Raw genomic sequence first — 907 nt, 5'->3', positions numbered from 1 at the left:
CCAGCGCAAGGTGCAGCTCGGCGAGATCCACGCGGCGAGCCTGTCGATCGAACGCCGCGGCCCGCCCAGCGACACGCCGACCGAGCCGCTCACGCAGGTCGCATTGCCCGTCGAAGTGGCCGAGGTGCCCTTCCGCATCGACGAGGTGCGCTGGGCCGGACCGCCCGCGCTGGAAGCCAAAGGCCTCGCGGGCCGCTACAGCTACCTCGGCGCGCAGCACGCGCTGGACATCGAAGGCGTCGACATCGCCGACGGCCACTACGGCGCCCGCGTGCGGCTGCAGGGCCCGGCACCGATGGCGCTCGACGCCACGCTCGACGGCCGCGTGAAAGCCCCGCTCGCCGAAGACCGCCACATCGAGGTGCAGGCCAAGGCCTCCGTGAAAGGCACGCTGGCCGGCCCCGAGGCGCGCCTGCAGGTCGCCGCCGACCTGCAGCCCACCGAGCCCGACGCCGAAGCGCCCATGGCCGCCCAGCTGCGCGCGCAGATCGCGCCCTGGCTGCCGCAGCCCGTGGTCGACGCCAAGGCCGACCTGCGCAACGTCGACGCCGCCAGCCTCTGGCCCGGCGCGCCCCGGACCCGGCTCACCGGCACCGTCGAACTCGCGCCCGATGCCGCCACCGGCCCCGCCGCGTGGAAGGCCTCGGCCGACATTCGCAACGCCGTCGCCGGCCCGTGGGACGAACAGAAGCTGCCGGTCGAGCAGGTCGAGGCCCAGGTCGGCTTCGACGGCACCACCTGGACCGTGCCCGAAGCCATCGTGCGCGCGGGCGGCGGCCGCATCGACGCCGAAGGCAGCTGGAGTCCCGCGCCCTCGCCCTGGCAGGTGCGCGCCACCGTGCGCGGCGTGCGGCCCGGCGCGCTGTACAGCGAGCTGTCGGGCGCGCCCGTCGGCGGGCAGATCAGC

Annotated in this window: 1 pseudogene; it reads left to right on the top strand. The window is 75.6% G+C overall.

From position 1 onward, the window contains the following. Positions 1-907, top strand: a pseudogene (locus tag VBO01S_RS33000) (translocation/assembly module TamB domain-containing protein); the annotation flags it as partial.

It is taken from the genome of Variovorax boronicumulans NBRC 103145 (assembly GCF_001591345.1).
Lineage (GTDB): Bacteria > Pseudomonadota > Gammaproteobacteria > Burkholderiales > Burkholderiaceae_C > Variovorax > Variovorax boronicumulans.
This window is presented reverse-complemented; position numbering and strand designations above follow the sequence as displayed.